This is a genomic window from Paraburkholderia sp. 32, from assembly GCF_050435345.1.
GTDB lineage: Bacteria > Pseudomonadota > Gammaproteobacteria > Burkholderiales > Burkholderiaceae > Paraburkholderia > Paraburkholderia tuberum.
In genome coordinates this window covers 632,205-657,791 of sequence record NZ_JBNDKD010000003.1, presented here as the reverse complement: position 1 = coordinate 657,791, position 25,587 = coordinate 632,205, and the positions used below count along the sequence as shown (strand labels likewise).

At 66.6% G+C, this 25,587-nt stretch carries 27 protein-coding genes and 1 pseudogene; 21 read left to right on the top strand and 7 right to left on the bottom strand.

Translation table 11 applies throughout. The features are described from left to right. The first annotated feature begins 8 nt into the window (after nucleotides 1–8). The 7 genes from OKW26_RS25765 to OKW26_RS25735 are packed head-to-tail and all read left to right on the top strand — an operon-like array spanning nucleotide 9 to nucleotide 4,332. Nucleotides 9–440 carry a F0F1 ATP synthase subunit epsilon gene (locus OKW26_RS25765; protein ID WP_090805169.1) on the top strand — a complete coding sequence of 144 codons (432 nt, stop codon included), beginning with the start codon at nucleotides 9–11 and terminating at the stop codon, nucleotides 438–440. Beyond that, nucleotides 437–790, top strand: a complete 354-nt coding sequence (locus OKW26_RS25760; RefSeq protein ID WP_429355626.1) for an AtpZ/AtpI family protein — start codon at nucleotides 437–439, stop codon at nucleotides 788–790. Before OKW26_RS25765 ends, OKW26_RS25760 begins: the two co-directional genes overlap by 4 nt. Then, the gene (locus OKW26_RS25755; protein ID WP_429355625.1) at nucleotides 783–1,076 is read left to right on the top strand and encodes an ATP synthase subunit I; all 294 of its coding nucleotides are present in this window, start codon (nucleotides 783–785) and stop codon (nucleotides 1,074–1,076) included. The genes OKW26_RS25760 and OKW26_RS25755 overlap by 8 nt, the downstream gene beginning before the upstream one ends. Next, a complete protein-coding gene (locus OKW26_RS25750) occupies nucleotides 1,073–1,771 on the top strand; it encodes a F0F1 ATP synthase subunit A (RefSeq protein WP_429355624.1) in 699 nt (232 codons plus the stop codon). Before OKW26_RS25755 ends, OKW26_RS25750 begins: the two co-directional genes overlap by 4 nt. After that, entirely contained in the window at nucleotides 1,768–2,013 is a 246-nt protein-coding gene (locus tag OKW26_RS25745) for a F0F1 ATP synthase subunit C (RefSeq protein ID WP_090805166.1), read from the top strand. The genes OKW26_RS25750 and OKW26_RS25745 overlap by 4 nt, the downstream gene beginning before the upstream one ends. Nucleotides 2,014–2,021: 8 nt before the next feature. Next, nucleotides 2,022–2,780 carry a F0F1 ATP synthase subunit B gene (locus OKW26_RS25740; protein WP_429355623.1) on the top strand — a complete coding sequence of 253 codons (759 nt, stop codon included), beginning with the start codon at nucleotides 2,022–2,024 and terminating at the stop codon, nucleotides 2,778–2,780. Then, nucleotides 2,764–4,332, top strand: coding sequence for a F0F1 ATP synthase subunit alpha (locus OKW26_RS25735; protein WP_429357130.1), 1,569 nt, complete (start codon nucleotides 2,764–2,766; stop codon nucleotides 4,330–4,332). Before OKW26_RS25740 ends, OKW26_RS25735 begins: the two co-directional genes overlap by 17 nt. Nucleotides 4,333–4,575: 243 nt before the next feature. Here the strand turns inward: OKW26_RS25735 and OKW26_RS25730 are convergent, their stop codons facing one another. Together OKW26_RS25730 and acs are read right to left on the bottom strand one after the other, a co-directional pair. Further along, nucleotides 4,576–5,187: an acetate uptake transporter gene (locus tag OKW26_RS25730; RefSeq protein ID WP_429355622.1), complete on the bottom strand. Its 612-nt coding sequence runs from the start codon at nucleotides 5,185–5,187 to the stop codon at nucleotides 4,576–4,578. 31 nt (nucleotides 5,188–5,218) lie between these two features. Beyond that, entirely contained in the window at nucleotides 5,219–7,117 is a 1,899-nt protein-coding gene (acs, locus tag OKW26_RS25725) for an acetate--CoA ligase (protein WP_429357129.1), read from the bottom strand. A gap of 359 nt (nucleotides 7,118–7,476) precedes the next feature. Between acs and chrA the strand changes: the two genes are divergently transcribed. The 9 genes and pseudogenes from chrA (at nucleotide 7,477) to OKW26_RS25680 (ending at nucleotide 16,554) form a co-directional block, all read left to right on the top strand. Next, nucleotides 7,477–8,718, top strand: a complete 1,242-nt coding sequence (gene chrA, locus OKW26_RS25720; RefSeq protein ID WP_429355621.1) for a chromate efflux transporter — start codon at nucleotides 7,477–7,479, stop codon at nucleotides 8,716–8,718. A gap of 163 nt (nucleotides 8,719–8,881) precedes the next feature. Next, on the top strand, nucleotides 8,882–9,736 hold the full coding sequence (locus OKW26_RS25715) for a potassium channel family protein (protein ID WP_429355620.1): 855 nt from the start codon (nucleotides 8,882–8,884) through the stop codon (nucleotides 9,734–9,736). A gap of 172 nt (nucleotides 9,737–9,908) precedes the next feature. Beyond that, nucleotides 9,909–10,184 (top strand): DUF1488 domain-containing protein, encoded by a 276-nt coding sequence (locus tag OKW26_RS25710; protein WP_090805149.1) that lies wholly within the window; start codon nucleotides 9,909–9,911, stop codon nucleotides 10,182–10,184. A 48-nt stretch (nucleotides 10,185–10,232) separates the two neighbouring features. Next, a pseudogene (locus OKW26_RS25705) lies at nucleotides 10,233–10,396 on the top strand (Hsp20/alpha crystallin family protein); the annotation flags it as partial. 346 nt (nucleotides 10,397–10,742) lie between these two features. Beyond that, the gene (locus OKW26_RS25700) at nucleotides 10,743–11,675 is read left to right on the top strand and encodes a LysR family transcriptional regulator (RefSeq protein WP_429355619.1); all 933 of its coding nucleotides are present in this window, start codon (nucleotides 10,743–10,745) and stop codon (nucleotides 11,673–11,675) included. Nucleotides 11,676–11,795: 120 nt separating this feature from the next. Continuing rightward, entirely contained in the window at nucleotides 11,796–13,004 is a 1,209-nt protein-coding gene (locus OKW26_RS25695) for a YbfB/YjiJ family MFS transporter (RefSeq protein ID WP_429355618.1), read from the top strand. Continuing rightward, the gene (locus OKW26_RS25690) at nucleotides 13,001–14,284 is read left to right on the top strand and encodes an MFS transporter (RefSeq protein ID WP_429355617.1); all 1,284 of its coding nucleotides are present in this window, start codon (nucleotides 13,001–13,003) and stop codon (nucleotides 14,282–14,284) included. Before OKW26_RS25695 ends, OKW26_RS25690 begins: the two co-directional genes overlap by 4 nt. Nucleotides 14,285–14,342: 58 nt before the next feature. Then, on the top strand, nucleotides 14,343–15,443 hold the full coding sequence (locus tag OKW26_RS25685; RefSeq protein WP_429355616.1) for an NAD(P)H-dependent flavin oxidoreductase: 1,101 nt from the start codon (nucleotides 14,343–14,345) through the stop codon (nucleotides 15,441–15,443). Between the two features lie 166 nt (nucleotides 15,444–15,609). Further along, nucleotides 15,610–16,554, top strand: coding sequence for a LysR family transcriptional regulator (locus OKW26_RS25680; protein WP_429355615.1), 945 nt, complete (start codon nucleotides 15,610–15,612; stop codon nucleotides 16,552–16,554). Nucleotides 16,555–16,585: 31 nt separating this feature from the next. Here OKW26_RS25680 and OKW26_RS25675 read toward each other — a convergent pair whose 3' ends face one another. Continuing rightward, complete coding sequence (locus tag OKW26_RS25675; protein WP_429355614.1) at nucleotides 16,586–17,296, bottom strand: SDR family NAD(P)-dependent oxidoreductase; 711 nt, start codon at nucleotides 17,294–17,296, stop codon at nucleotides 16,586–16,588. A 200-nt stretch (nucleotides 17,297–17,496) separates the two neighbouring features. Then, a complete protein-coding gene (locus OKW26_RS25670) occupies nucleotides 17,497–17,919 on the bottom strand; it encodes a VOC family protein (RefSeq protein WP_429355613.1) in 423 nt (140 codons plus the stop codon). Between the two features lie 195 nt (nucleotides 17,920–18,114). Between OKW26_RS25670 and OKW26_RS25665 the strand changes: the two genes are divergently transcribed. The 5 genes from OKW26_RS25665 to OKW26_RS25645 all read left to right on the top strand — a co-directional run bounded on the left by OKW26_RS25665 (nucleotide 18,115) and on the right by OKW26_RS25645 (nucleotide 23,689). Next, nucleotides 18,115–18,552 carry a MarR family winged helix-turn-helix transcriptional regulator gene (locus OKW26_RS25665; RefSeq protein ID WP_429355612.1) on the top strand — a complete coding sequence of 146 codons (438 nt, stop codon included), beginning with the start codon at nucleotides 18,115–18,117 and terminating at the stop codon, nucleotides 18,550–18,552. Between the two features lie 86 nt (nucleotides 18,553–18,638). Beyond that, on the top strand, nucleotides 18,639–20,201 hold the full coding sequence (locus tag OKW26_RS25660; protein ID WP_429355611.1) for a DHA2 family efflux MFS transporter permease subunit: 1,563 nt from the start codon (nucleotides 18,639–18,641) through the stop codon (nucleotides 20,199–20,201). Between the two features lie 106 nt (nucleotides 20,202–20,307). Beyond that, nucleotides 20,308–20,745, top strand: a complete 438-nt coding sequence (locus OKW26_RS25655; RefSeq protein WP_184067764.1) for a MarR family winged helix-turn-helix transcriptional regulator — start codon at nucleotides 20,308–20,310, stop codon at nucleotides 20,743–20,745. Nucleotides 20,746–20,799: 54 nt separating this feature from the next. Next, nucleotides 20,800–22,320 carry an efflux transporter outer membrane subunit gene (locus OKW26_RS25650; RefSeq protein WP_429355610.1) on the top strand — a complete coding sequence of 507 codons (1,521 nt, stop codon included), beginning with the start codon at nucleotides 20,800–20,802 and terminating at the stop codon, nucleotides 22,318–22,320. A 34-nt stretch (nucleotides 22,321–22,354) separates the two neighbouring features. After that, nucleotides 22,355–23,689, top strand: coding sequence for an HlyD family efflux transporter periplasmic adaptor subunit (locus OKW26_RS25645; RefSeq protein ID WP_429355609.1), 1,335 nt, complete (start codon nucleotides 22,355–22,357; stop codon nucleotides 23,687–23,689). A gap of 60 nt (nucleotides 23,690–23,749) precedes the next feature. Here the strand turns inward: OKW26_RS25645 and OKW26_RS25640 are convergent, their stop codons facing one another. The 3 genes from OKW26_RS25640 to OKW26_RS25630 are packed head-to-tail and all read right to left on the bottom strand — an operon-like array spanning nucleotide 23,750 to nucleotide 25,583. After that, entirely contained in the window at nucleotides 23,750–24,679 is a 930-nt protein-coding gene (locus tag OKW26_RS25640; protein WP_429355608.1) for a LysR family transcriptional regulator, read from the bottom strand. Further along, on the bottom strand, nucleotides 24,679–24,978 hold the full coding sequence (locus OKW26_RS25635; RefSeq protein ID WP_429355607.1) for an ArsR/SmtB family transcription factor: 300 nt from the start codon (nucleotides 24,976–24,978) through the stop codon (nucleotides 24,679–24,681). Before OKW26_RS25635 ends, OKW26_RS25640 begins: the two co-directional genes overlap by 1 nt. Further along, on the bottom strand, nucleotides 24,978–25,583 hold the full coding sequence (locus OKW26_RS25630) for a GlxA family transcriptional regulator (protein ID WP_184067593.1): 606 nt from the start codon (nucleotides 25,581–25,583) through the stop codon (nucleotides 24,978–24,980). The genes OKW26_RS25635 and OKW26_RS25630 overlap by 1 nt, the downstream gene beginning before the upstream one ends. Between the last annotated feature and the right edge of the window lie 4 nt (nucleotides 25,584–25,587).

Here is a 25,587-nt window from a genome sequence, read left to right as displayed (position 1 = left end):
AGTGTGCGATGCCCCGGCATGGCCTGTCTCTGACGATCGCGACACCGGCGCGCGTCATGGTCGACGGCTTGCCGGTCGTGTCGTTGCGCGCCGAGGATGAAAGCGGTGCTTTTGGCGTGCGCGTGGGGCATGCGGACATGGTCACGCTGTTGAGCGCATCGGTGGTGCGCTGGCGCACGGCGGATGGCGGCGAGCATTACTGTGCCGTCGATGGTGGCGTGCTGATCGTGTCGCACGGCACGGCCGTCTCGCTTGCGTGCCGCGAAGCGGTGCAGGGCGACTCGCTCGAAGCGCTCGAAGCGGACGTGCGCCGCGCGCGTGCCGCGCAGCTCGACGCGATGCGGCGCGCGCGCGTGGAGCAGACGCGTCTGCACGCGCAGGCCGTGCGCCAGATGCTGCGCTATCTGCGCCCGCAAGCCACACGTGGAGAACCGGGATGACGATGCGGCCTGCTGCCGGCAAGGCAAACGGGAAAACGGATGGCAAACGCGACGAATCAGGCGAACCCGCTGATCGCGTCGCGCAAGCCGCGCAGCGCGCGGCGAGCCGCGAGCGGACCGGGCGCGCGAATCCGGAGCCGTCGCTGGGCGCGCGACTCGGCCAGATCGGCATTCTCGGCTGGACGATCGTGCTGCCGATCCTGCTTTGCCTCGCGCTCGGGCGCTGGCTCGACCGCATCGCCGGTACGCGGGTGTTTTTTGCGGCGCCGCTTCTGATGATCGGCGCGGGCATCGGCCTATGGTCCGCATGGCGCTGGATGCATCGACAGCAAAGGAGAGATCGTGATTGACGCCACCACGTTTCATTTCACCGACACGCTCGCGCTTGCCGCCACGGGAATGGCGGTCGGCTTGCTGAGCGGTGCGCTGCACTTCGCGACGCTGCGCTGGAACGTCGCGTACTTCGCGCGAGGACGCGCGCTGCGCGCCTTCGCGCTGCAACTGGCGCGGCTCGCGCTGACGGCCGCTTTATTCGTCCTGCTGGCGAAAGCGGGCGCGTTCGCGTTGCTCGGCGGCATCGGCGGTTTCCTGTGGGCACGCGGTGTTGCGCTCGGCATGCGGCGAGCGACGTCGTGATTCATTCGCCGCTCGTCACCGAGCCGCTCGTACGCCTCGGTCCGCTCGTGATCACCACGCCCGTGGTCGTCACGTGGGTGATCATGGCGGTCGTGACGGTCGTCTCGCTGTGGCTCACGCGCAAGCTGTCCATCCTGCCGTCGCGCACGCAGACCGCGCTCGAACTGCTGGTCGGCACGCTCGATACGCAAATCCGCGACACGATGCAGACCGAGCCCGCGCCGTATCGCGCGCTGATCGGCACGTTGTTCCTGTTCGTGCTGATCTCGAACTGGTCGTCGCTGATTCCGGGCGTCGAGCCGCCCACCGCGCACCTGGAAACGGATGCCGCGCTCGCGCTCGTCGTGCTCGCCGCGACGCTCGTGTGCGGCGTGCGCTCGCGCGGCTGGCGCGGCTATCTCGCGACGTTCGCCGAACCGGCCTGGGTGATGATTCCGCTGAACGTCGTCGAGCAGATCACGCGCACGTTTTCGCTGGTGGTGCGCCTGTTCGGCAACGTGATGAGCGGCGTCTTCGTGGTCGGCATCGTGCTGTCGCTGGCCGGGCTGCTCGTGCCGATTCCGTTGATGGCGCTCGATCTGCTGACCGGCGCGGTGCAGGCCTACATTTTCGCGGTGCTCGCGATGGTATTCATCGGCGCCGCCGTCGGCGAGTCGCGCGCCGCCGTTCACGACAATCAGAAAGGACCGGCATGAACCTCATCGAAATCGTCAGCATCGCCGCCGCCGCGCTCGCCGTGGCGTTCGGCGCGATCGGGCCCGCGCTCGCCGAGGGCCGCGCGGTCGCCGCCGCGATGGACGCGATCGCGCGGCAGCCCGATGCGGCGGGCACGCTGTCGCGCACGCTGTTCGTCGGGCTCGCGATGATCGAGACGATGGCGATCTATTGCCTCGTGGTCGCGCTGCTGTTGCTGTTCGCCAATCCGTTCGTCAAGTAGGGCATGCGATGAAAATCGACTGGTCGACGCTCGCGCTGCAGACGCTCAACGCGCTGATTCTGGTCTGGCTGCTCGCGCGCTTCCTGTTCCGTCCGGTTGCGAAGATCATCGCGGAGCGACAGGCGAGCGCGAATGCGCTGACGGGTGACGCGAACGCCGCGAAGCTCGCGGCGCAGGCCGAACGCGAGGCGCTGCGGGTCGAACGAGAGCAACTCGCCGCGCAGCGCGCGCAGGCGTTCGCGACGATCGAGGCCGACGCGCGCACACAGCACGCGGCGCTGCTCGACGCCGCGCACGACGAGGCCGAGCGGCTGCGCGCCCAGGCGGCCGCGGACCGGCAGCGCGAGCGCGCGGGCGAGGCCGAAGCCGCGTCGGCGGCGGCCGCGCAGCTCGCCGTCGACATCGCGGGCAAGCTGCTCGACCAGTTGCTCGACCGCTCGCCCGAGGACCTGCGCGTCGCCGGGTTCATCGACGGACTCGCGGACGGCGTGCGCCGGCTGTCGCCCGGCGCGCGCGCCGCGCTTGCCGGGGACGTGCCGCTGCGTGTTAGCGCGCCGCGCGCGTTGACGCCGGACGAGCGCGCCGCGTGCGAAACGGCGCTCGCGGCCGCCTTCGCACAGCGCCTCGAGTTCGATACCGACATCGACCGCACGCTGCTCGCGGGGCTCGAACTGTCGGGCGCGCACGCCGTGGTGCGCAATAGCTGGCGCGATCAGCTCGACCAGATTCACGGTGAACTGCTTCGCGACGATGGCCACGCGCGCTGACACCGCCGACGCGTGGCTCGCGCGCAAACGCGCCGCGCTCGCGCGCGTCGCGCTCGAACCGCGGGCGGCGAGCATCGGCCGCGTCGAACAGATCGCCGATGGCATCGCGTTCGTCTCGGGTCTGCCCGACGCCGCGCTCGACGAGGTCGTCGAACTCGAATGCGGCGTGCGCGGCTTCATTCATTCGCTCGACGTGGCGAGCGCGAGCGTCGTGCTGCTCGATAGCGGCGACGCGGTGCGGGCCGGCATGCGCGTCGTGGGGACCGGCAGCGTGCTCGACGTGCCGGTCGGCGACGCGCTGCTCGGCCGCGTCGTCGATCCGCTCGGCCGGCCGCTCGATGACGGCGAGGCACTCGGTGCCGTCACGCGTTTGCCTGTCGAGCGCGCGGCGCCCGCGATCATCGAGCGGGACTTCGTCAGCGAACCGCTGCAGACGGGCGTGCTCGTCGTCGACGCGCTGTTCGCGATCGGGCGAGGGCAGCGCGAACTGATCATCGGCGATCGCGCGACGGGCAAGACCTCGCTCGCCGTCGAGGCGATCGTCAATCAGAAGCACAGCGACGTGATCTGCGTGTATGTCGCCGTCGGGCAGCGCGCGACGGCGGTACAGCGCGTGATCGATGCCGTGCGCGAGCATGGCGCGTTCGAGCGCTGCATCTTCGTCGTCGCCTCGGCGGCCGCGCCGCCCGGACTGCAATGGATCGCGCCGTTCGCGGGTGTGTCGATCGCCGAGTTCTTTCGCGATCGCGGCCAGCACGCGTTGATCGTGATCGACGACCTGACCAAGCACGCGGCGACGCATCGCGAACTCGCGCTGCTCACGCGCGAGCCGCCCGGACGCGAGGCGTATCCCGGTGATATTTTCTATCTGCACGCGAGACTGTTGGAACGCGCGGCGAAACTGTCGCCCGCGCTCGGCGGCGGTTCGCTGACCGCGCTGCCGATCGCCGAGACCGACGCCGGCAATCTGTCGGCCTACATTCCGACCAACCTGATCTCGATCACGGACGGACAGATCGTGCTCGACGCTGCGCTGTTCGCCGCGAACCAGCGGCCCGCCGTGGATGTCGGCCTGAGCGTGAGCCGGGTCGGCGGCAAGGCGCAGCATGCGGCGCTGCGCGACGTCGCGGGCCGCTTGCGGCTCGACTACGCGCAGTTTCTCGAACTGGAGATGTTCAGCCGCTTCGGCGGTCTCGCGGACGCACGCGTCAACGCGCAGATCGATCGGGGCAAGCGGATTCGCGCGCTGCTCACGCAGCCGCGTTTCAACGCGTTGCGCGTCGCCGATCAGATCGAGCTGCTCGCGGCGCTCGCCGCCGGCGTGTTCGACGGCGTCGCGCCGGAGGTGACGACGTGGGTGCGCGACAAGCTCAGCTCGGCGGACGACGCGCACACTGACGCGGCCCCCGCGGCGTGGCTGCGCAACGCGCTCGACGACACGCTGCGGGACAGTCTGAGCGGGCGCATTCGCGCGCTCGTCGAGCGCGCGACGCACGAACGCGCGAGCGCGACGCAAGCGGCAGGGAACCCTGATGACCAGCAAGCTCGGTGAGATCGAAAGCCGTACCGCTTCGGCGAGGCAGATCGAAACGGTGATCGGCATCGTGCTGGGACGTGCGCGCGCCACAAGTGGTATCCGTCCCGGGGACGTGGCAAAGCCAGGGGCATGGGATGGCGCCCCGTTGCACGATCGAGGGCGAACTGCGCGCCTGAATGAGCACGGCCAGACGACAAAACCCGCCGCGCATGTCGGATTCGCGACGGGCTTGATGAAGCGCCGAATGCGCGCAATCAGTCACTCCGCAAAACGCGTCACCACAGCGGCGCCGACCGTTTCCATTTTGACGAGCCCGGGTTTCGCGCCGACTGGCAGCACGGTGCGGCCCAACGACTCGTTGATGATCTCCGCCGCCGACAGATAGAACGCCAGCAGCGCGGTCAGCAGTCCGCCATAGCCTCCCGCGTGCCGCAGTGTCGCCGAACCGAGCCATTCGCCGGCCGCGAGCAGAAAGAAGGTTGCCCACAGCGCGACGAACACGCCCTGCAGCGCGCGCGATGAGCGGAACGTCGCGATCCACATATAGAACGTGAAGATGCCCCACAACAGCAGATACCAGCCGACGAACGCGGCCGGCACCTGCTCGTGCAGGAACAACGCAAACAGCCCGAACGACCACCAGAACGCGCCATAGCTCAGAAACGCGGTGGCGCCGAACGTGTTGCCGCGCGGAATCTCCATCAGTCCGGCAACGATCTGCATGCTGCCGCCGAACGCGAACGCGACGGCGAGCACGAGACCGAGCGAGCCGCCGCTGAACCAGCCTGCGTTGATCATGCTGAGCAGCCAGGTGGTCAGCGCGAAAGCCGCAAGGCCGAGCGATGCGGGGTTGGGTGCGGTGGGTTTCATCGTGAAGTCTCCTGAATCGATCCGGGGGGGCTTACTCGTGGTGGCCGAACTGCCGCAGCACGGCGGGGTTTTCGACAGTCGACATGTCCTGCGCGAGCGTTTCTCCCTTCGCGACCGAACGCAACAGATGCCGCACGACCTTGCCGGAGCGCGTCTTCGGCATGCTGTCGCCGAAGCGGATTTCCTTCGGCTTGGCGATCGGCCCGATTTCCTTGCCGACCCACGCGCGCAACTGGTCGGCGAGCTGCCTTGCTTCGGTGCCTTGCGGGCGTGGGCCCTTGAGCACGACGAACGCGACGATGGCTTCGCCGATGGTCTCGTCGGGCCTGCCGACGACCGCGGCCTCCGCGACCAGCGGATGCGCGGCGAGCGCCGATTCGATTTCCATCGTGCCCATGCGGTGGCCGGACACGTTCAGCACGTCGTCGATGCGGCCGGTGATCGTGAAGTAGCCGGTCTGCGCATCGCGGATCGCGCCGTCGCCGGCCAGATAGAGCTTGCCGCCCAGGTCCGCGGGGTAGTAGCCGCTGCGGAACCGCTGGGGATTGCCCCAGATCGCGCGCAGCATCGACGGCCACGGCTCCTTGACGACCAGCAGCCCGCCCTGGCCGTTCGGCAGTTCGCAGCCGGTTTCGTCGACGATCGCCACCTCGATGCCAGGCAGCGGCAACGTGCACGATCCCGCGACGAGCGGTGTTGCGCCCGGCAGCGGCGTGATCATGTGGCCGCCCGTTTCGGTTTGCCAGAAGGTGTCGAGCACCGGACAGCGCCCGCCGCCGACTTCGCGCGCAAACCACTCCCACGCGCTCGGATTGATCGGCTCGCCGACGGTGCCGAGCAAACGCAACGAGTCGAGGTCGAAGCGGCGCGGATGCACGCCGCTGTCCGTCTCGGCGGCCTTGATCAGCGAGCGGATCGCGGTGGGCGCCGTATAGAAGATGCTGACCTTGTGCCGCGCGATCATCTCCCAGAACCGTCCCGCGTCCGGCCACGTCGGCACGCCCTCGAAAATCACCTGGGTCGCGCCGACCGCGGTCGGGCCATAGCAGATGTAGCTGTGTCCCGTGATCCAGCCGATGTCGGCCGTGCACCAGTACACGTCGTCCGCGCGGAGGTCGAAGGTCCACTTCATCGTGACGGCGGCCCACAGCAGATAGCCCGCCGTACTGTGCTGCACGCCCTTCGGCGTGCCGGTCGAACCGGACGTGTACAGCACGAACAGCGGATGCTCGGCACCGACCCATTCGGGCTCGCAGGTGTCGGGTTGGGCCGCTTCGAGTTCGTGCAGCCAGCAGTCGCGCGGTTCGTCCCACAGGATCGAGCCGCCCGTACGCCGATAGACGATCACGGTATGGATGCCGTCGGTGCCTGCCATTTTCAGCGCTTCGTCGACGACGGATTTCAACGGCAGGTTCTTGCCGCCGCGCATCTGCTCGTCGGCGGTAATGACGGCGACGGCGCCGACATCGACCATCCGTTCATGCAGCGACTTCGCCGAGAAGCCGCCGAACACGACCGAATGCAACGCGCCGATGCGTGCGCAGGCCTGCATCGCGACGACGCCTTCGATCGACATCGGCAGATAGATCATCACGCGGTCCCCACACGCGATGCCGCGCGCGCGCAGCGCGTTCGCGAGGCGGCACACGCGCGCATGCAGTTGCCGGTAGGTGATGGTCGTCACGCTGCCGTCGTCGGCCTCGAAAATGATCGCGGTCTTGTCGGCATTGCCGTCGTGCAGATGACGATCGAGGCAGTTGTACGAGGCGTTCAACAGACCGTCGTCGAACCATTTGAAGAACGGTGCGTTCGATTCGTCGAGTACCTTGGTGAAGGGCCGGTGCCAGCTCAGATGCTCGCGCGCGAGCCGCGCCCAGAAGCCGGTCCGGTCGCTGCGCGCTTCGTTGACGAGCGCTTCGTAGGCGGCCATGCCGTCGATGGCCGTGTCCGTCAGAAGCGGCGGGGCCGCCGTTTCCGGCGCTTGATGGTTGATGGCGACAGTGGACATAGTCTCCTCGCTGGCTTGAATGAGTGATATGGGACGGGCACACCGCGACTGCCGATATCCAACGATCGGCGGCGCGGCTGCTCGCATGACTCGAACTGTGTTCTGGATGTCGCGACCAGTGTGTTGCGGGAAGCAAGGGGCGCGATTGACCCAGATCAAGCGCGGGTGCGGCGCGTGGTCGCGCCGTAGGCCTCTATACTGTGCGTCGTCAAACACGAGGCCCGCCGACGGCCCCTTGCCCGCCGGCTCTCGACATCGGCAGCGCTCGAACCCGCACATCCATGGATACTGATTTGTCGTCGCCGCGCCGCTCACGGCTCACGCGCGTGATCGAGGTTTTCGTCGTCTTTCTGAAACTCGGGCTGACCAGTTTCGGCGGTCCGATCGCTCACATCGGCTACTTCCGGCGCGAGTTCGTCGAGCGGCGCCGCTGGCTCGACGATGAAGCCTTCACCGACCTGATCGGCCTGTGCCAATTTCTGCCGGGACCCGCGAGCAGCCAGGCGGGGTTTTCGATCGGGCTGCTGCGGGCCGGGTGGGGTGGGGGGCTAGCGGCCTGGTGCGGCTTCACGCTGCCGTCGGTACTCGTGATGCTGGCCTTTGCCGCGATCGCGCCGGACCTGGGCGGCGCGCTCGGCATGGGCGTGATTCACGGCCTGAAGCTCGTCGCGGTGGCCGTCGTCGCGCAGGCTGTCTGGGACATGGCGCGGCGTCTGTGTCCGGATCGCCGCCGCGCGGCGATCGCGCTCGCATCGCTCGGATTGCTCAGTGTTCCTGGCACCGTCTACGCCCAACTGATCGTGATCGGCGCCGGCGCCGTGCTCGGTGTCGCGCTGTGCCGGACCACGGCGGTGCAAGCGCCACGCGCCATTCCTCTGCGGGCCGGCGATTTTCAGGTGTCGCGCACGGCAGGCATCGTCGCGCTGTTGGTCTTTTGCGCATTGCTGTTCGCGTTGCCGCTATGGGCGGCAAGCGGGACCTCGCAAGGGATCCGCGTATTCGATGCGTTCTATCGCTCCGGCGCGCTCGTGTTCGGAGGCGGCCACGTGGTGCTGCCGTTGTTGCAGCGTGCAACCGTCGCGACCGGATGGGTCGCGCCCAACGACTTCCTGGCCGGCTATGGCGCGGCCCAGGCCGTACCCGGACCGCTGTTCACGTTCGCGGCGTTTCTCGGCTGGATGATGGCGCTGCCACCCAGACACTGGAGCGGCGCACTGCTGGCGACAGTGGGCATCTTTCTGCCGGGTCTGCTGCTCGTTCTCGCCGCATTGCCGTGGTGGCAGGCGCTGCGCGCGCGTGCGGCGATGGCGGCGGCGCTTGCCGGCGTCAATGCCGCGGTGGTCGGCCTGCTGGCCGCCGCGCTTTATTCGCCGGTGTGGACGAGCGCGGTCCTGTCGGCGACGGATTTCGCCGTGGCGTGCATCGGCTTTTTGCTGTTGCTGCGCTGGAAGGTGCCCCCGCTTGCGGTCGTCGTGCTGTGTGTGGCGGCCGGCGTCGCGCAAACGGTGCTGCACCCGCTCTGACAGGCTGATCGCGCACGCATTGCACCAGCACTGATCTGCATCAAGGCTGACAGCCGCGGGTCGGTTAGCCTGCAACGATGATCGCGCGGCCTCGGTGCGTTTGCGGCACCACGACGGTATCGCGCGAAACCCGAAACCCGACAGGCCGGAAGCCATTCGCGCGATGACGGACCACATGATCGACCACGGCCTCGGCGGCTACGGATTGGGCGGTGCCAGCGCGCACGACGGTCCGCGCGCCGTGCGGGCATGGCGCCACCTGCGCTGGGGGTTGTGCGCGCTGAGCTTTTGCGCGATCCCCGCGTTCTACGTCGAACTGACGGTGCGCACCCCGCTGGCGCTGAGCCTGTCGCGGACACTATACGTCGGCATGTTCGCCGGCTTCGCGTTGTCGTTCACCTGGCTGGCCCATCTGAGCAGACGGCCGAAGACGCTGCTCGCGAACAACTGGCTCGACCTGCTCATCGCGTTGGGCGCGGCGCTCAGCACCGGTTTCGGAACGCCGCCGTGGCAGCCCGTCGAATGGCTGCTGCGGCTGTCGTTCATGGGTGTCGTCGCGTTGCGCATCGTGCTGTCGCTGCGCGAATTCGTCACGCCGAACCGGTTGATGTGGCTGCTGCTCGCCGGCGCGCTCGTGCTCGCGATGGCCGGCGCCGGATTTTACTGGCTCGAACCACACGTGCACTCGTACTCCGAAGGGCTGTGGCTTGCGTTCGAAAGCAGCGCGACGGTGGGCTATGGCGACATCGCGCCGACGACGCCCGCATCGCGTGTGTTCGCGGCATTTGTCGTGCTGCTCGGCTACGGCATGTTGTCGCTGGTCTTCGCGAGCATCGCCGCGGCATTCATCGGCAAGGAAGAGAGGGCGTTGCGACGCGAGATGCATCGGGATATCAAGCATCTGAACGATGAAATCGTGCGCCTGCACGCTGAACTGAAGGCGTTGCGGCAGACGATCGACGCCGCCGCTCGACGCAGCGACGCCGCTGCGGGTTCCGTGACGCGCACGGGCGAATGACCCGTTCGCGCTGACAGGGCCGCGGCAAACGGGGCCTGCGCGGACCGTGCGCGACTCCGCCTTGACGTACGTCAAATCCGCCGTGGATTGCGTGATTAAGCTGGAGACGTCGCGGCGGGTCCGCTACCTCGCATCCGCCGATGCGGCACTTCATGCCCGTGGGGGCGTCACCATGCACATTTCCTTTCCGTCCTGCATGCCCGAATACTGCGCCCGCGATCTGGTGCTGGCGTTTCCGGCGCTCGTCGACGATCGGCCCGTGCAGTGCGCGATCACGGCCGAGGCGCTCGAAGACCATTTCGGCGCGCGCTCGCTGCGGGAAGACGATCTGCTCCAGGCGTTCCTCGCGCACCGTTCCCAGATCGAACAGGCCGCCCGGCGTCTGCTCGACGAGATCGGCGCCAGGCCCGTGCTGCTGCATAGCGGGTTTTTCAGGTTTTGCGCGTGACGGGTCGGGCGGGCACGCTTGACGTGGATCAACGACGCGTCGTCGCGGCGGGTGATCCGCCGCGAGCGCTACGCCGGCACCTTCAGCCGCTCGTTCGCGCTCGGCGGCGAGGTCGAGGAGGCGAACGCGAAGCCGAGTACAGGGATGGCGTGCTGTCGCTCAGCTTGCCGAAAAAGGCGTCGGGCGATCGCAAGCGGCTGACCATCGACTGACACGCGAGGATGGCGCGCTGTCACGGGCGCGCCTTTTTGTTGCGGCGAAGGTCCGGCTGAAGCGCGCGCCAGTCTGCAGGAAAGCGCTCGCGCACCTTCGCACCCGAATGGGTGCTCGCGACATTTGACGTACCCAGCCCGCTAGCGGCAGCGGAGCGTACCAGGATCTGCTGAACAACTTCTTCAGGGTATGCCAAGCGCCGCACTAGCGCCACATTCAGTCTTACGATTGTGCAGCCGTGCATGCCACGCTGTCGCTTCTCGTATTCCGCTAAGATCGTGCCGGAACTCACCGCCCTAAAAGACTGCGGCGCCACCTAGGCCCAATCTCAAGCTCAAACACGCAATGGACCGTATCGACGCCATGAAGGTATTCGTCGCCACGCTCGACGAGGGCAGTCTGACGGGCGCAGGCCGTCGGCTGGGCCGCTCGCCCGCGGCTGTGAGCCGGGCCATCGCGTTTCTGGAGACGCACACGGGCACGCCGCTGCTACACCGCACCACGCGCACGATCCGGCTCAGCGAGGCGGGCGAGCGCTATGCGCTGGCGTGCCGGCGCATCCTCGCGGATCTGGAGGAGGCGGACCTGCTCGCAGCCGACGAGCGCTCCGCGCCGCGCGGACTGCTAGGCGTGACGGCGGCGGTGGCGGTGGGCGAGGAGGTGCTGTGCCCGATTGTCGATTCGTTTCTCGATCGCCATCCCCAGGCGTCGATCCGCCTGCACCTGCTCGACCGGCCCGTGAGCCTCGTCGACGAGGGCATCGACGTGGCGTTGCGCATCGCTCATCTACAGGACTCCACGCTCGTCGCCATTCCGGTCGGCGAGGTGAGGCGGGTGGTGGTCGCTTCGCCCGACTATCTCGCCACGCACCCGGCCATCGATGTCCCCACCGATCTGGCCAGCCATCCGATCATCTCGATGACGCATTTCGGGCTCGATTCGTGGAGCTTTCCGGCGGCCCGTCTAACGGCGCTGCCGCAGGTCGTCCGGTTCACGCCGCGCTTCATCGTCAACACGATTCGCGCTGCGCTGTCTTCGGCCGTGGCCGGGCATGGCGTCACGCGGCTTTTCTCCTATCACGTGGCCGAGCAGGTCAAGGCCGGCGCGCTGAAAATCGTGCTGCGCGACAGCGAGCATGCGCCGTTGCCCGTCAACCTGGTGACGCCGCACGGGCGCCTTGCGGTGCCGAAGGTGCGCGGTTTCGTCGATTTCGCCACGCCGCTGCTGCGCGAGTATTTCGAGCGGGCTCAGCAAATCACCGACGCCGATCGACGCTGATTCGATCGCCGCGCGGAAGAATGATTTACGCAGTGCGGTGATTCTCCCGAGATGCGAGTCGTTCTAGACTGGCTCCCATATTCATCGGGTGCTTAACAGCACCGGTCCATGGGAGTCGTCATGCAGCAAGCCATCTCGAATCCGGCCGCTCCGGCCGGCTACAACGTCTGGCGGGGCACGCTCGCCGGGGCCAGCGCGAGCCTGATCGGCATCGGTCTCGCGCGCTTTGCCTATACGCCGCTTTTGCCGGCTATCATCGGCGCGCACTGGTTTCCCGCCTCGACCGCGGCCTATCTCGGCGCGGCGAACCTCGGCGGCTATCTGGCCGGCGCACTGCTGGCGGGCGCGATGGTACGCGTGGCGAAACCCGCCACCGTGCTGCGCGCGATGATGCTGCTCGCGACCATCGCCTTCGTGGCCTGCGCGGTGCCCGTGTCGTTCCTGTGGTTTTTCATCTGGCGCCTGGCCTCGGGGCTCTCGGGCGGCGCGTTGATGGTGCTCGCCGCACCCACGATCCTCGCGCACGTGCCGGCGGCGCGCCGGGGCTTCGCGAGCGGTGGCATCTTCACGGGGATCGGGCTCGGCATCGCGGCCTCGGGCACGATCGTGCCGATTCTGTTGCGTCAGGGGCTCACGTGGACCTGGCTCGGGCTCGCGGCCGTTTCGCTCGTGTTGACCGCCGTGGCGTGGAACGGCTGGCCCGAGCACGCGGCGCCCGCGCACGCCGGTGCTCATTCGCGCTTCGAAACAGCGCCTGCGTATCCCCGCGCCGGCCTGCGCGCGCTCTATGTCGAATATGGCCTGAACGCCGTGGGGCTCGTGCCGCACATGCTGTTCCTCGTCGATTTCGTGGCGCGCGGGCTGGGCCGCGGCGTCGATGCGGGCGCCGAGTTCTGGGTGCTGTACGGCTTGGGCGCGATCGTCGGGCCGCTCGCGGCAGGGCATCTCGCCGATCGCGCGGGTTTCGGCCGCGCGCTGCGCGTCGCGTATCTGGTGCAGGCCGCTGCGGTCGCGATCCTGGCCGCGGGCTTATTCGGGCCGACGGGGCTGATGGTCTCCGCCTTTGTCGTGGGCGCGTTCACGCCGGGCATCGTGCCGCTGGCGCTCGGTCGCGTGAACGAGCTGCTCGCGCACCATCCGTCCGCCGTCAAGGACGCATGGAGCCGCGCGACGACGAGCTTCGCCGTGATGCAGGCGTTGGCGGCCTACGGTCTTTCGTTCGTATTCGCTTCGAGCGGCGGCAATTATCGCGCGCTCTACGCGATTGGCGCGGTGGCGCTTCTGCTCGCACTCGCCGTCGAGCTGTTTTCCGCGCGGAGCGCGAAATGAATACCACGCATTCTTCTGCACCGGCGGCGCTCGCGCGGCCGTATGCGCAGCACGACGCGCGGCCGCGCGGCTATGCGGAGCGCAACGTCCAGTACTGGCGTCGCAATCTCGTCGTCTGCGTGTTCGGCTCGTTCACGACGCTCGTGAGCCTGAGCATGCTGCTGCCGTTCCTGCCGCTCTATGTGCGGCAACTCGGTGTCGGTTCGCCGTCCGCGGTGATCCAGTGGTCGGGCATCGCCTTCGGCGCGACCTTCCTCGGCACCGCTCTTACCGCGCCACTGTGGGGGCGTCTGGCCGACCGTTTCGGCCGCAAACCCATGCTCGTTCGCGCGGCGATCGGTATGGCCCTGGTGATGTCGTTGATCGGCGTGGCGCACAATGTCTACGAACTGGTCGCGCTGCGCCTGATCGCTGGTCTGGTGGGCGGCTATGCATCGGCTTCCACGGTGATGGTGGGCACCCAGGCGCCGCGCGAGCGCGCGGGTTGGGCGCTCGGCATACTTTCGACGGGCGCGCTCGCGGGCAATCTGGTCGGGCCGCTCATCGGCGGCGTGCTGCCAGACTGGATCGGCATTCGCGGCACGTTCTTCGCGGGCGGCGCGATGATCGCGGCGGCGGCGCTGCTCACCATCTTCGTGGTGAAGGAAGAGTTTCACCCGGATAGCGACGCGAAAGCTCATGCGCGCGGCACCGCCGACGCGCCCGCCCGACGCACCAATTACGCGGTGGTGGCCGCGCTCCTCGTGACCGCGATGATGGTGCTGCTCGCCAACATGTCGATCGAGCCGATCATCACCGTGTATATCGGCGGCCTTGGCGTGAATGCCACGCATCTTGCGCGCGTGGCCGGCGTGGTTATGGCATGCTCGGCGCTCGGAAGCATGCTGACGGCCGCGCGCCTCGGCGCGCTGGCCGACCGGTTCGGGAGCTGGCGCGTGATCGTTGTCTGCCTCGTGCTCACGGGGCTGGCGATGGTGCCGCAAGCCTTCGTCACGCACTGGTGGCAGCTCGCGGCTTTGCGCGTGCTGATGGGGATGACGCTCGCGGGCCTGTTGCCCTCGATCGGCAAGCTGGCGCGGCAATCGGTGGATGAAAGCAGGACCGGCCGCATGCTCGGTTATCTGCAATCGGCGCAATTCAGCGGCCAGGTGGTGGGACCGGTGATCGGCGGCGTGATCGGCGTTCATCTCGGGCTGCACGCGGTGTTCTTCGTGACCGGCGCGCTGCTGATCGCTTGCGGCGGCCTCGCGGGCTGGGCGCACCGCCGCGCTGGGGCCTGACATGCTGGCAAGCTGGCAGGCACATCGAATCGTTTAACGCATCCGGTGGGGAGGGAACATGAGCACACAAGCGGATAATCGCGCGTTACTGCGCACGCTCGGCATCGACAAGCCGATCATTCAGGCGCCCATGGCCGGCGTCACCACGCCGGCGCTGGCCGCCGCGGTGTCGAACGCGGGCGGTCTCGGCTCGCTCGGCGTTGCCGCGATGAACGCGGAGAACGCGCGCCGCGCGATCCATCAGACTCGCGAGCTAACGACGAAGCCTTTCAACGTCAACGTGTTCTGCCATCGCCCGGCGACACCCGATGCGGCCGTCGAGCGTGCATGGCTCGACTGGCTCGAACCGGTGTTCCGGCAATACGGCGCGACGCCGCCGCAAGCGCTCAGCGAGATCTACACGAGCTTCGTCGTCGACACCGCGATGCAGGCGATGCTGCTCGCGGAGAAGCCGGCCGTCGTGAGCTTCCATTTCGGCTTGCCGCCCGATGCGGTGATCGCGCAACTGAAGCACGCGGGCATCCGTTTGCTGGCGAGCGCGACGAATCTCGACGAAGCGGCGGCGGCCGTCGAGGCGGGTGTCGATGCGATCGTCGCGCAGGGCATCGAAGCGGGCGGTCATCGCGGCGTGTTCGACACGACCGGGCGCGACGAACGCCTCGGCACGTTCGCGCTGACGCGCCTGCTCGCGAGCGAGTTCGACCTGCCCGTGATCGCGGCGGGCGGCATCATGGACGGCGCCGGCATCGCGGCCGCGCTCGCGCTGGGCGCGCAGGCTGCGCAATTGGGCACGGCGTTCGTCGCGTGCCCGGAAACCTCGATCGACGACGGCTATCGCCGCGCGCTGCTCAGCGATGCAGCACGCTCGACGACGTTCACGTCGGTCATTTCGGGGCGGCTCGCGCGCAGCATCGTCAATCGCTTCACCGCGCTCGGCGAGGACCCGCAAGCCCCGCGCACGCCGTCCTATCCGATCACCTATGACGCGGGCAAGGCGCTCAATGCAGCCGCCAAGGCCAAGGGTGAATTCGGCTACGGCGCGCAATGGGCGGGCCAGGCCGCGCCGCTTGCGCGCTCGTTGCCGGCCGGCGAACTGATGGCGCAACTGGAACGCGAAACGCGAGAAAGTATCGAGCGGTTGCAATCGGTGTGGAACTAGCAGTCCAGCTTCAATACCAGCGCACAGATGGAACACATCGGCACGCGTGGGCATGCGCGGGCCGATGTCCGATTAGCTTCCCGCCTCAGTTCCGCACCCCATGCATTCGGTCCAGCGCGGCCGCGATCGACGGGTTCTCAAGCCAACAAAACAAAGGCGGACAGGCATGCAACGCAAATTCGACGATCTCCTGCTGGGCAGCATCGAGCTCTTCTGCCTCGCGGCGGAGCTGGGTAGCTTCACGCTGGCGGCCAATGCCGCGAGTGTCACACCGGCGGCGGTGAGCCGCTCGGTGGCGCGGCTCGAGGAACGGCTCGGCGTGCGCCTGTTCGTGCGCACTACACGCCAGATCCGTCTGACCGACGCGGGGCGGCGCTACTTCGAGCAGTGCCGGCAAGCCCTGTCGCAACTGATGGACGCCGAGCGCGAAGTGACGGGCGAGCAGACCACGCCGGCCGGCGTGCTGCGCATCAGCATGCCGACGCCGTATGGACACTATCGCGTGTTGCCGATATTGCCGGCGTTTCGCGAGCGCTATCCGCAAGTCCAGGTCGAGACGCACCTGAGCAATCGCAACATCGACTTTGCGGAACAAGGTTTCGATCTCGCGATACGCGGTCGCGCACTGGCCGATTCAAATCTCGTCGCGCGCAAGCTCGAAGACGCGGAAATGGTCGTGGTGGCGGCGCCCGCCTATCTGAAGCGCGCGGGCATGCCGAAAACCGTCGAGGACCTGCGGGCGCACGAGTGCATCCAGTTCGAACTGCCGAGCAGCGGGCGTCATCTCGCCTGGACCTTCGAGGGTTCGCCTGAAGATGGCGACGTGCTGACGACGGGAAGCTATGGAACGTCGGGCGATGCGCTCGCCGGCGTGACGCTCGCGCGTGCCGGCGCGGGCCTGTTTCAGACGTATCGCTTCGTCGTGGAGGACGACCTGCGCGAAGGTCGGCTCGTGGAAGTGTTGCGCGAAGCGGGCGGACGCACGCGACCATTCATCCTGCTTTATCCGCACGCGCGCTACCTGACCTCGCGCGTGCGGGCTTTCGTCGAATTTCTCGTCGAGCAGTTGGCCAAACCCGCGACGCCCGCGCCGAGCACGCGCGCGCATTGAGCGGCGCGCGCCGCTTCATCGCATGGCCCGCTCAGTGGCCTGCGCTCTGGCCGCCGTCCACATGCAGAATCTCGCCGGTCACGAACGGTGCCGAGTCGAGATAGAGGATCGCATTCACGATGTCGCTCATCTCGCCCATATGACCCACTGGATGCAATGCGCCAAGCGCCGCATGCGTTTCGGGCGCGTGCATCGGTGACTTGATGATGCCGGGCGAAACCGCGTTGGCGCGAATTCCGCGCTTCGCATACTCGATCGCGAGCGAGCGGGTCGCGGCGGCGAGGCCCCCCTTGGTCAGCGACGTCAACACGGACGGTACGCCGTCAATCGCGTGATCCACGAGGCTCGTCGTGATGCTGACCACGTGCCCGCGCTCATGCTTTTCCATCTCGGCGATCGCGAGCTGCGTGATGTGGAAGAAGCCCGCGAGATTGATGCCGGTGATCGTCGCGTAATCTTCCGCGGTGTATTGGGTGAACGGCTTGGCCACGAAAATGCCCGCATTGTTGACGAGCGTGTCGACACGACCGAAGCGCGCCACGGCCGTCTCGATCACCCGTCGAGCCGTGGCCGGATCGGCGATGTCACCGGCCACGGTGACGAGCTTGGGATCGTCGGACGGCTTGATGCCGCGCGATGTCGCGACCACGTTATGGCCGAGCTTGCGAAATGCCTTGACGGTTTCGGCGCCGATGCCTTGCGATGCACCGGTGACCACGATGACTTTGGGAGACTGACTCATAGTGAACCTCGAAGTAGGTTGGATCAGCAATCTGTGATCGGACTGATGGCTCCAATGGCTACTAATTTATGCGGTCGTGCTCCGCTTTTGCACACAAGGCGCGGACTAACAGTTGTGAGCCGCAGGAACAAGCGGTGAGTGATGGCGCGTAGCGGCAGTGGTCCTGTCGGTGCCGGTCGGTCTGTCGCGCGCATCCGCGTTCACGATGTCTGCGTTCGTGGGTCGTGATCGAACTCGAGTCTGATGCCGCCCGGCTCGTACACCATCGTGTGGCGTTTGGGCCCGCCACCGAGGTCTTCGGGCGCGAATTCGACTTTGACGCCCGGCCAGGCGGACACGCGCGCGAAGGTGTCCTGCAGTGCTTCCTCGCTGCCCACGCGCAGCGCAAGATGATGCAGTCCGACATGGACCTTGCGATCGAATTCGACGAGGCGGCTTGAATCGGTGACCTGCCAGAGGGTCACCACGACATGTCCGTCCGACACGAACGCAGCCGGATAGGCAGGCCTCTCTCCCACCTGCTGCCAGCCCAGACACTTCACGAAGAAGTCGCGCGTGAGGTTCAGATCGCGGACGGTGAGTCCGACGTGATCGAGACCCAGCGTAAGCGGTTTGTCAGTCATCGTTTCGTCCTCCTGAAGGGAGAGCGGGCAGCGCCCGAATCCGTGCCGGAAAGAATTTAGCCCCAAGGAATCGCGGCGATATTCGCCGGCGGTTCAATTCAGTTTTTACACCATGTAGCGCATACGGCGAGGAAATCTGCTTGCATCAATCTGCATAGTCAAATATATTGAAGTCAGATATCGAGGAGGCGATCGATGGATGATTCGATCAACGAAGACTTTGAGCGCACGCAGAAGCTGGCGTCCGTGCTGGGTCAGGCGCGTCAGCTGATTGCAAGCGAACTCAGGGCGGGGCTCGCGGATGCAGGACTGAATCTGCAGGAGCGCGGCGTTCTGCTCACGCTGGCGCGCGGCAGCGTGAAAACACCGGCCGCACTGTCGAAATTGGCGGGTGTCCACCCGGCCCGGATGACCCGCGTGCTGGACAAGCTCGAAAACAGCGGATTGATCGAGCGCGCCCGCAACGGCAGGGATCGTCGCCTCGTGGATGTGTCGTTGACGCGGGAAGGGCAGATCGTCGCCGCCAGGAACACACAGGTTGTCCAAGGAGCATGGAGCGAGCGGCTTTCGCATCTCTCGAAGTCCGATTTCGACGCGTTGAGCCAGCTTCTTTCAAGGCTGCTGGACCGCTGAGGCGGCATTTTTTTTAACCATTTATCTGACATTGCAGATAATAACGCGCCACTGACGGGCGCTTCGAACCGAGACGAGGACGCAACATGAATCCATCGAGCAACCCAGCCGCGCCGGCCCAGCTGACTGGCGCAAAATTTGCACTCGGCACGTTTGCGGTGGCGCTCGCCACTTTCATGAATGTGCTGGATTCGTCGATCGCCAACGTCGCGATTCCTACGCTCTCCGGCAACCTCGGTGTGTCGATCGACGAAGGCACATGGGTCATCACGCTGTTTGCCGCGGCCAACGCGGTGTCGATTCCGTTGACGGGGTGGCTCACGCAGCGCGTCGGCCAGGTCAAGCTGTTCGTCTGGGCAATCCTGCTGTTCGTGCTGTCATCGGCGGCGTGCGGTCTCGCTCCGAACCTGATGGTGCTGCTCGCCGCCCGCGTCGTGCAGGGCGCCGTGGCGGGGCCGCTGGTGCCGCTTTCTCAGGCTTTGCTGCTCGGCTCGTTTCCGAAGGAAAAAAGCTCGAGCGCGCTCGCGCTGTGGGCGATGACGGCGACGGTCGGGCCGATTGCGGGCCCGGCGCTCGGCGGCTGGATCACCGACAGCTACAGCTGGTCGTGGATCTTCTACATCAACGTGCCGGTCGGCCTGTTCGCCGCGGGCGCGATCTGGTCGATCTACCGCGACCGCGAGACGCCGGCCCGCAAGCTCCCGATCGACAAGGTCGGCCTGATCTCGCTGATCGCATGGGTCGCACCGCTGCAGATCATGCTCGACAAGGGCCGCGACCTCGACTGGTTCAGCTCGCCGGTGATCTGGGCGCTGACGATCGTCGCCGTGGTGAGCTTCCTGTTCTTCCTGATCTGGGAATTGACGGAGGAAAAGCCGATCGTCAACCTGCGGCTTTTCGCCAGACGTAACTTTCTCGGCGGCACGATTGCGATTTCGGTCGCCTATGCCATCTTCTTCGCCAATCTCGTGATCCTGCCGCAGTGGATTCAGGGCTTTCTCGGCTACCGGGCGGTGGACGCGGGGCTCGTGACCGCGCCGCTCGGCATTTTCGCCGTGATCCTCGCCCCGGTGATGGGCAAGATCATGCCTCGTTCGGACATGCGGGTGCTTGCCACGCTTGCGTTCGTCGGATTCGCCGGCGTGTTCTTCATGCGCTCGAACTACACGACCGGCGTCGACGCCTGGACGCTCGTGCTGCCCACCTTGCTGCAGGGCATTCCGACCGCGCTGTTCTTCACGCCGCTCACCGCGATCATCCTGTCGGGTCTGAAGCCGGAGGAGATTCCGGCGGCGGCGGGTCTGTCCAACTTCGCGCGGATTTTTGCCGGCGCGGTGGGCACGTCACTGATGAGCACCGCGTGGAACGACCGCACGATTCTGCACCATGCGCGACTTGCCGAACAATCGAGCGTGGACGATCCTGGCTTTACCGGCGCGATCGCGCACCTGCAGGCGGCGCTGGACGCGGGCGTTCCCAAGGCCACGGCCTTTTACGAAGCCTCGCTGAACGCGCAGGCGACGATGCTCGGCCTGAACGACATCTTCTGGATCTCGGCGGTGATCTTTGTCGTCATCATCCCGCTGATCTGGGTGACGAAGCCGGCCAAGGGTGGTGCCGCGGGCGCGGCAGCCGCCGGCGGACATTGAATCCAATTTGGCAACCTGGTTCGGACGGAAAATGAAACAGACCATCCTCTTCTTGACATTATCTGATAATGCAGATATTGTTCAAATCAACGAGGAGGACACCGCCATGGACCATTACACGACGAAGAACTTCATGCTTACGAACAGTATCGGCTTCAGGCTCGTCAAGGCCCGTAACGTCGTCGTCGCGGAAATGGACGCGGCGCTCAAGGACCTCGAAATCAACGGCCAGCAGATGGGCATCCTGCTTTCGCTGAAGCAGGGTGTGGCAACCACGCCTTTCGAGCTGTCGAAGCTGCTCGGAATCGACACCGGCCTGATGACGCGGATGCTGGACAAGCTGGAATCGAAGGGGCTGCTGGTACGATCGCGCGACCCGCAAGATCGCCGCGTGGTCAATCTGACCTTGACCGCGGAGGGGCAGAAAGTCGCCGCGCGGATTCCGGAAGTCGCGCCGCATGTGTTGAACGCCCGCTTGCGCAAATTCACGAAGGCCGAGTTTGCCGAGCTGGACCGCCTGCTTCGCAAGTTCACAGGCGATTGAACGGCGCGGCCGTGTGCCGCGCTTTTTTTCACCATTAATCTGATTTGTCAGAAAATGAAAACGCAGACTTCTAGGGCAAACACCGTCGCCCGTTCGCTGAAGCTCGGTGTTTCGGTGATCTCCTTCGCGGTGCTGGCGGCATGTGCAAACTATGCGGGCATCCACAGCGACAAGCAGATCGATCAACCACGGCAGCTGGAAACGTCCCAGAGCCTCCCGCAAGAGCAGGGGCACTGGCCATCCGCCGACTGGGTCGACCAGTTCGGCGACGCGCAACTGAAAGCATTGATCGCCGAGGCACTGCAAGGTAGCCCGACGCTCGGCCAGGCGCGCGCGCGAGTCGAGCAGGCGCAAGCCTACAGCGAAACGGCGAAGGCGAACACGCTGCCGCGCGTCGATGCGTCGTACACGCTGACGCGCCAGCAGTACAGCAGCACCGCGTTGATTCCGCCGCCGTACGCCGGCTCATGGCAGACGGAGAACAAGGGGCTGCTGAGCGCTTCTTACGATCTCGACCTGTGGGGCAAGAACCGCGAGGCGCTGCGCGCGGCTGTCTCGGAGGCGTCCGCGAGCGAGGCCGACGTGGAAGTCGTCAGGCTCACGCTCGACACCTCGATCGCCCGCACTTACAACGAGCTGGCGCGGCTCTACGCATTGCGCGACATCGCGCAGCAGGAAGTCGCGCGGCGCGAGCAGATCGACCGCATCACCGCGAGCCGCATCGCAAACGGCCTCGATACCGAAGTGGAGCGCAAGACGGCCGAGGCGAATCTGTTCACGAGCCGTGCCCGCGTCAGCGCGCTCGACGGCAGCATCCTGACCACCCGGTATCAACTGGCGGCGCTGCTTGGCAAGGGTCCCGACCGGGGACTCGCGATCACGCGGCCGACGCTCGGCGTCGGCGACGACGTGCGTCTGCCGGACAACCTGCCGGCTGATCTGCTGGGCCGCCGGCCCGACATCGTCGCGGCGCGCTGGCGCGTCGATGCGATCACGCACGAGGTGAAGGAAGCGAAGGCCGAGTTCTATCCCGACATCAACCTGAGCGCCGCGATCGGTTTCGACGCGTTCGGCTTCGGCCGCCTTTTGAGCGCCGCGAGTCGCACGGCCTCGGTGGGCTCGGCGATCCATCTGCCGATCTTCGATGGGGGTGAGTTGCGCGCGCAGTTGAAGGGCCGCTACGCCCAGTTCGACTATGCGGTGGCGACCTACAACCAGACGCTGATCGGCGCGCTGAGCGGCGTGGCCGCGCAGATCGCGCAGATCCGCTCGAGCGACGCGCAGCTCGGCGATGCGCAGGCCGCGCAGCAGGCCGCGAGCGATGCCGATCGACTGGCGACCACGCAATACAAGGCCGGCCTCACCAACCAGCTGACCGTACTCAATGCCGACGTCACCGCGCTGAACGCCGACGAGGCGATCGCCAATCTGAAGATGAACCGCCGCGACCAGCAGATCGAGCTCGCGTCGGCGTTGGGCGGCGGCTATGTCGATACGTCGGCCAGCGCCGACCATCACGCGGACGTCGCCGCCGTCCCGACCCGTCAAGCCAATGCCGCGGTTGCCGCACGTTGAACGGCAGGTCGGAAAACCTATCAGGAGAACTGCAATGAGCGATTCGATCACGACCGACCGCGAACTGGCGGATCGGGAAGACGAACAGAAGACGGGCGGGCAAGCGCCTGCCACGCCCCAAGATGACAACAAGGCCACGCCGCCGGCACGCCGCAAACGCCTGATCGCGCTGCTCGGCGCTGCGGTCGTGCTCGCGGGCGCGGCCTACGGCGGGTACTACCTGACCGAGGGCCGATATCACGAAGTGACCGACGACGCGTACGTCAGCGGTAATCTCGTGCAACTGACGCCGCAGGTCACCGGCACGGTGATCGCCGTCAACACCGACGACACGCAGATCGTGAAGCAGGGCGACCCCGTCGTCACGCTCGATCCGGCCGATGCGAGACTTGCGCTCGCCGATGCCGAAGCGCAGCTCGGCCAGACCGTGCGACGCGTGAGCGGCCTGTATGTCAACAACGACTTCTACGCGGCGAACGTCGCTCAGCGCGAAGCGGATCTGGGCCGCGCCCGCGACGACCTGCATCGTCGCGAGGCCGTCGCGGACACGGGCGCCGTGTCCGCCGAAGACATCGCGCACGCCCGCGACGCGGTCAGCGTCGCGCGGGCAGCGCTCGACGCCGCGCGCCAGCAGGGCGAAGCCAACCACGCGCTGACCGACCGCACCACGGTCGAACAGCATCCGGACGTGCAGGCCGCCGCCGCGAAAGTGCGGACCGCGTGGCTCGCCTATGCGCGCGATACGTTGCCGGCTCCGGTGACCGGCTACGTCGCGCAGCGCCGGGTTCAGGTCGGCCAGCGCGTCGCGCCCGGCACGCCGCTGATGGCGATCGTGCCGCTCGACGGCGTATGGGTCGACGCGAACTTCAAGGAAGTGCAGCTCAAGCACATGCGGATCGGCCAGCGGGTCACGCTGACATCGGACGTCTACGGTAGCGGCGCGCGATATCACGGGCGTATCGAGGGCTTTTCGGCCGGCACCGGCAGCGCGTTCGCGACGCTGCCGGCGCAGAACGCCACCGGCAACTGGATCAAGATCGTGCAGCGGCTGCCGGTTCGCATCGCGCTCGACCCGGCCGAGCTGGCCGCGCATCCGCTGCGTATCGGCCTGTCGATGGCGGTCGACGCCGATACGCGCGACGAATCCGGTTCGCAGTTGGGCGCGGCGCAGAACACGCGCTATCGCACCGATGTTTTCGCGCACTACGATGCGCAGGCCGACGCCGAGATCGACAAGATCATCAAGCAAAACGAAATGATCTCCCGCGCGATGGCCGCGCAACCGCAATCGCCATCGCCATCGCCATCGCCATCGCAATCGCAATCGCAACGCGTGGCGTCGCACGAACACAAGGCAAATGCGGGTTGAAGCGCGTCGAGCGCAGCCTGTCGCGACACAGCGTGAAGCGGCAGGTCACCGAGGCGGGGCTCAACGGCCGAGCGCCGCCTCGTCCTCGGCCAATGCCGTCGGTACGGCCTCGCGCAGGAAATCCACGAAAGTCCTGATTTTGGCGTCCAGATACTGGCGCGACGCATGGACCGTGAAGGCCGTCAGTTTCTGCAGCCGATACTGCGGCAGCACGCGCACCAGTGCGCCGCTGTCGAGCAAGGGCAGCGCGCTCGACATCGGCAGCGCTCCGATACCCACCCCTTCGCGCAGCGCGACACCGAGCGCGTCAGGAAGGTTGACTTCGACCGCCGCCTTCGGAAGCTCGACCGTTTCACGGCCGTTGGGTCCGTCCAGATGCCAGCGATCGCGCGGGAAAATCGACATAACGAGCTGTAGGCAAGTGTGACCCCGAATGTCCTGTACCGTGTGCGGCGTACCGCGCGCGTGCAGATAAGCGGGCGCTGCACAGAGCACGCTGTGGACCTCTCCGAGCCGATGCGAAACGAGCCCCGAGTCGGGCAGCTGCGTCGCACTCAATCGAAGCATCGGGTCGTAGCCATCGTCGAGAAGATCCGGCGTGCCTGACGATAACGTCAGCTCGACCGACACGGCAGGATAGCGCTCCTGATACCGGACCGCTGCCGGCACCAGATAGGTCGTGCCAAAGCCTGGCGACGCATGCACGCGCAGCCGCCCCGAGGGTCTGACTTGCGCATTGGCTGCCTCGGCTTCGGCCTCGTCGACAGAGGTGAGTATCTGTTGGCAGCGGTCCAGATATCGCTCGCCCGCCTCGGTCAGCGCGAGGCGCCGGGTACTTCGGTGCAGCAGACGCGTGCGCAAATGCGTCTCGAGTTGCGCGACCGCCCGCGACGCGTTGGCTGTCGGAATGTTCAGGCGCGAGGCCGCTGCCGTGAAGCTTCCTTCTTCGGTGATGCGGACGAATATCCGCATCATGTTGAGCTTGTCCATTACAAATGCACGCGAACCTGTTCCGTAAATGTCCGTATCGCTTCTTCATTGCGCGACAGGAAAATCCATTGGCCGACTCGCTTCGGAACCAGAAGTCCCGCTTCGACGAGCACGGCGATATGCATTGATACCGTCGACTGGGCCAGACCGCTGCGCGCCTGGATGACGTGCACGGGTACGCCGCGGCCATAGTTGAGATAGCCGTTCGGAAAGGTCTCGGCGGGGGCTCTCAACCACGCGAGGATGTCGCGCCGCAGCGGATTCGCGAGAGCCTTGTGAATCAGGTTCGTGTCGATCATCAATTACTCCGTGTGTGCCCGGCGCTTCGTGCCGGCGGCGTCAGCAACGCCGTGGCGATCGTTCCCGCGGCATGTTCGCCGAGGTCTTCCCGCACCAGCGACAGGGCGAGATGGATGCCCGCACTCGCGCCGCCCGACGAGTACAGGTTGCCATCCTTCAGGCAGCCAGGATTCGACATCACATGGACCAGCGGATATTCGGCCGCGAGGCGGTCAGCGTCGCGCCAATGCGTGGTCAGCCAGCGGCGATCGGCGAGACCGGCTCTTGCAAGCAGAAACGCGCCGTTCGAAATGCAGGCGAGCCTGTGGGTCCTTGGTCCCGCATCGCTCAACCAGTCCACGAGTTTGCGATGCTCACGGGCAGAACCGACCACCGGGGAGCCAGGCACCACGACAATATCGAAGGGCGGGCGCGTATCGAACAGGCACTCGGTCGTACCCACGGCCGTCCCGTTCGACGAAAACACCGGCCCCGGCGACGGCCCGATCAGATGCGCCTCATAGAGGACGCCGCCATACAGGCGGTTGGCCTGATGAAACACATCCATCGGACCACTGACCTCGAGCAGCTGAAATCCCGCATAGAGCATCATCGCGACACGCATGCGC